The sequence below is a fragment of the Pedobacter sp. 05L430 genome (assembly GCF_056397585.1).
In genome coordinates this window covers 1-4,727 of the sequence record NZ_JBFTNT010000395.1, presented here as the reverse complement: position 1 = coordinate 4,727, position 4,727 = coordinate 1, and the positions used below count along the sequence as shown (strand labels likewise).

Annotated in this window: 5 protein-coding genes; 3 read left to right on the top strand and 2 right to left on the bottom strand. The window is 38.6% G+C overall.

Annotated elements, in window-relative coordinates; genetic code table 11:
• Positions 1-943: hypothetical protein (locus tag AC1DG9_RS25400; protein ID WP_477635497.1), on the bottom strand; the 943-nt coding region annotated here is incomplete at its 3' end.
• A gap of 130 nt (positions 944-1,073) precedes the next feature.
• Positions 1,074-2,207 carry a hypothetical protein gene (locus AC1DG9_RS25395; RefSeq protein ID WP_477635496.1) on the bottom strand — a complete coding sequence of 378 codons (1,134 nt, stop codon included), beginning with the start codon at positions 2,205-2,207 and terminating at the stop codon, positions 1,074-1,076.
• A gap of 265 nt (positions 2,208-2,472) precedes the next feature.
• Here AC1DG9_RS25395 and AC1DG9_RS25390 point away from each other — a divergent pair, with 265 nt between their 5' ends.
• From AC1DG9_RS25390 to AC1DG9_RS25380, 3 genes are all read left to right on the top strand, one after another.
• Complete coding sequence (locus tag AC1DG9_RS25390; RefSeq protein ID WP_288880328.1) at positions 2,473-2,946, top strand: hypothetical protein; 474 nt, start codon at positions 2,473-2,475, stop codon at positions 2,944-2,946.
• 403 nt (positions 2,947-3,349) lie between these two features.
• Positions 3,350-4,147: a sensor histidine kinase gene (locus AC1DG9_RS25385; RefSeq protein ID WP_288880333.1), complete on the top strand. Its 798-nt coding sequence runs from the start codon at positions 3,350-3,352 to the stop codon at positions 4,145-4,147.
• Between the two features lie 3 nt (positions 4,148-4,150).
• Positions 4,151-4,727: response regulator transcription factor (locus AC1DG9_RS25380; protein ID WP_477635495.1), on the top strand; the 577-nt coding region annotated here is incomplete at its 3' end.

Genomic DNA, 4,727 nt, shown 5'->3' with positions numbered 1-4,727 from the left:
GTTTATAATGAAAAATGTAGTTACCATTCATATCGGTAATGGCAAAGCCTAAATTTCTACGCTCTCCGCTACCAGTGTAGGGGTTTCCTGCTTTTTCGGCAGCGGTACGGTCGTATTCTTCAAAATTTAAGCTGATATTTTTACCATCAACAACGCTACATCCAAAACGGGCATTATCAAAAACACCAACAATGTCACGTCGGGCCGAACTTAGCGTATTACTTACATTGGTATCTAATTGTATGGTCTTGGTATATTTCAGGGTGCTTTCTAATGAAATATTTTCAGTGCCTTTTAAACTGGCGGCCCTTGTATCAATCGCCCTTTCCTGGTTTTCGATGCTAAATAAATCAGCTACACGACTCGGGGTTTGTCTGTCGTCCGTTAAATTAATCATAAGGGGTTTAAACGGACCCGGATCTGGTGGATTTGGATTTACAATAACCGATGGAATACGTTCAGGATAATATTTCTCTAACACTTCGCGTATTCCAGGATTTTTTAACGCTTTTTCGAAAGCAAAAATATTATCGATAACAAAGTGACTGCGATAACATGGATTATAAAGACAAAGGCCGCTGTAGGTACTCACATGGCCATAGGCTAAATAATCCTGATAACCGGCTGGGGTAAAACATGTAAGCACCAGATCATCAAAATCCTGATCACCTCCGCCGTCATTAGACTGAATTTGAAACTGGTAATTCCCGCCCACTTTGGTTGGAAATTTAATTCGGGCATCAGAATTCTGAAAACCAGTACCCGGATTATGTTGGATGTTAAGCGTCCACATGGCACCGGTTACTACTACATCGGCTGCGCCGACTGTACCCTGATAAGTGCCGTTTCCACTTGTAGCACCTTGTACTACAAACTGCTGTTTAAAGGTTGCATTTTTGGCCGTAACACGTACGGTCCAATTGCCTTGCATGGAAATATACATAGTTTTGATTATTTTAATAGCCTACTCTTTTATCGGATTTTCGGCTTACTCCGCTATTTGATTATAGATACACCCAGACTTACAGCCGTTACCCTATTTAGCATGCTGAGTGTAGTTTGGAGAGCACGTCTTAAATATCTTTCTCTGTATCACAATCATTAGGGCAACAACGATATTCTTGTGATTTTTCAAGTAGTTCTATTTGTCTTCTTAAAAGTTCATTTTGTAAATGGATGCGTTCTCTTGCAGCAGGCTCGCAGATATTACATTCGTCCAAACAGCCCTTTACAATAACGCCGGCCGTAGGCAATGAGAATTCCATTGAAAACTCAAATTTCTTGCGGTAAGCGGCTGATACTTCACCTTTATCATCTAAAATACCTGCCGCAATTAGCTCTTTGTTTAGTTCTTTTAAAGCCTCTTCGCGCATAGCAGGTGTTATGATCGGGTTTACAAAAGCGAAATTTGTAATTCCAGAAACACTAATCAGTTTCTCTATGCTTACCAATTCAAATTTTACCACTTGTTTTTTATTCATCCGATAGAAAAAGTACGAGATGGCATGGCAACCGTTAGGATTCGAAAACTCCCTGGAAGAAGATTCGAAATGATCTTCTGATTGACCTTCGGCATGCACTTTAGTGGCTACCTCGCCAATCGAAATAGAGTGCGCTTTCTGCGTAGCACTTACAGCCTGAGTTGCCGAAGCTCGCATATTGCTGCTCTGACTGTTTAAATAATCGAGCGTTGACGAACTGTTGTGGTTTTTGGTAGAGTTGCTATTAGAATCTACTCCAGGGCTAAACGGATTAATATCTATGCTACTGCTAGAGCCACCACTAAAATCCCAATGGTCTTTATTTTCGCTGTTTTGATTTCCCGATTGATTGTTTTCCATATCAGAAAAATAGCTTTGCGATGCTTTCATAAAGTATTGTTCTTCGGATATCTGTTCAGAACGATAACTTAACTGAGTGCTGGCATCGTAAGTAAATTTGCTTCTTCTATCGGTTGTAACCAGGCGCACTTTTTCGCCAGGCAACAAGGTGGTTGTATAAACCGGATCACCCAGCACATTACCTATAGTGCATCGGCTTAATTTAAAGCTGATTAATAATTGGGCTACTAAGGCCGTTTGCCTCTCCTGCCCTTTTATAGACAATGGATAATTTAATGTGCGTGTAAAAACCAATACATCACAATTGCTGTCTTTTAACAATTCCGGACAGCAGGRAATTTCTGAGGATTCATGTTTATTTTCCATTTTTTTATTTTTTTAGTCAAAATCTATTTGGCAATTAAATGATCCTAAGAGCGCCTTTAGATTTGTTTTTTTGATAGACTAAAGTTCTGATGAATACCAGCAATGGACAAGGTAGCTTGCACGGATTTTTGCATGCGTGTTAATACGCATACGCCATGTGGCTTTTACGCAATTATTAAAAAAAGGGCCTTAATCGTTACTAAACACTTGAAATACAGTTAATAATATTTAATTTTAGTAAACCATACTAAACGAATCTTATAAAATGGAAACTCAAAACAGACAACACCCGATTGATGGTACCGAAGGCGATCCTATCGATATAAAGATTGCTGCCGCCTGGACAAAGAATTATCGTATCATGAACCCAAATGAAACGATTTCACATTTTTTTGGGAATCAGATTTTACAACAGATCCTTGAACAGCCCGAATGCTTAGGTATCCGCATCTACTATGCCAATGAAGTGAGGCTAAACTGGATTCAGCGTATTTTTGTTGCGATAAGCAATTTTTTACGTTGGATTGTTGGTGCATATGGTGTAAAGCACCTGATTTTGGTAGGTAGCGATAAAGATGGTATAGATCAAATACCTGAGCAAGTGCCAACTATAACTCCATCAGATCCAGAAAAACCAATGATGGCCATGTCTTTTAAAGCAGCAGCTCGCACTATAGCCGAACAAGCGTCGCCATGCCCAGGAGGTGCGGGTTGTCCTGAAAATGCACTAACCAAATAAAGTTAAAGAATTAACGATGTCACCGCAGCTCCTTTTGCAAAACTTATCAAGCTTGTCAGCGCTTTTCACTAGCGCTTTCTGTAATAACCGGGGTGCTAATTTTTATCAATGCATTTTTTATAGAAGGATTATTAAAATTTCCTTCTATCGGAAATACCATTTTAAGCGTAACCTTAATCTTATTATCCTTACTCTATTTTTGGCAATTACTTGATCAGGCCGAGATTGTTCGCCTGGAAAAGCAACCCATGTTTTGGATAAGTGCCGGCGTTTTATCTTATTGCAGCATCAATATTTTTCTATTTATGCTCATGAGGTCTTTAGGATCTTTATCTTCAAATTTCTGGACCATTCACTCCATAATTAATATAATAGCTAACCTTTTATTCGCAATTGCCTTATTTTGCAAACCACAGAAAACGATATAACCGAAGTACTTATTATTGGTACACTAGTGGTAGTTTTACTGCTGGTATTTTTGTTTTTGTTTGTAATTCTTTACCAGCGCAAAATGCTAAAATACCAGGAAGAAAAACGTAAAATGCAAGCCGAAGCACAAAACAGCTTCCTGCAGGCTGTTTTTGAAACGCAGGAAAGCGAGCGTAAACGCTTATCTGTTGATTTACACGATAGCGTTGGACAGGTGTTATCGGCCATCAAATTAAACTTGCATCGCATCGCCAAATTATCGGGCAATGCCGAAAATGCATCAACCTTGCTAGCCAGTACMCGTAAATTAACCGACGAATGTATACAGGAAATACGCAACATTATTCATAATGTTTTACCCACAGTTTTAATCGACTTTGGACTAACCGATGGACTGAAAGATTTGTCTAATTATGTGCAGCAAAATACTGGCGTAGAGGTAAACTATAGCCAAAATTTAAATGGAGAACGTTTTAAGCCCGAAATAGAAATTACACTTTACCGCATGATGCAGGAGTTGTTTGGCAATGCCATAAAACACGCACAAGCTTCGGAAATTGACATCTCTTTAAGTAAAGAAGGAGAATTGATCCGCCTGGACTTTAAGGATAATGGCATCGGCTTTAATAAAGACACCATTGTACATGGCTTTGGCTTAAAAAATCTGCAAAGCCGGGCCCAATTAATAAAAGCCGACATTAGAACTCATTCAGTAATTGGAAAAGGTACACAAACCACTATTACTTTAAACATTAATAAACTTGATAATTGACCTATGGCCTTAATAAATTTAGCAATCGCTGATGATCATAAAATTTTCCGTGAAGGTCTAAAATTCACTTTAGAAGATTATACTGAACTAAATTTAATTATAGAAGCAATAAACGGCAAAGATCTAATTGATCAAATTACCAATAATAAACCCGACGTAATTCTAATGGATATTAAAATGCCTGAAATGGATGGCATGCAGGCAACAGCTTATATTCACCAGCATTTTCCGGAAATTAAAATATTAGTTCTTTCTATGCACAACGAGGATAAGTATATTTTAGACGCCATGCGCCTGGGCGCTTCGGGCTATCTTTTAAAAAATGCCGAACCCGAAGAAATATTGGATGCTATTGTAACCGTACATGCAAAGGGCTTTTATTTTAACGACAACCTGTCGATAACCATGGCAAAAGAGCTGTTGGGCATAAATTTCATGCATCGTTTGCATCAAAAAGAGGCCAAGCTAAACGAACGTGAGATCGAAGTACTTAAACTCATTTGCGAGGAATGCAGTAATTCCGAGATTGCCGATAAATTGTTTCTAAGTGTGCGTACAGTTGAGGGTTATCGCACCAGAT

Coding starts and splice junctions, on each gene's coding strand:
- AC1DG9_RS25390 (WP_288880328.1), top strand. CDS start 2,473: ATGGAAACTCAAAACAGACAACACCCGATTGATGGTACCGAAGGCGAT.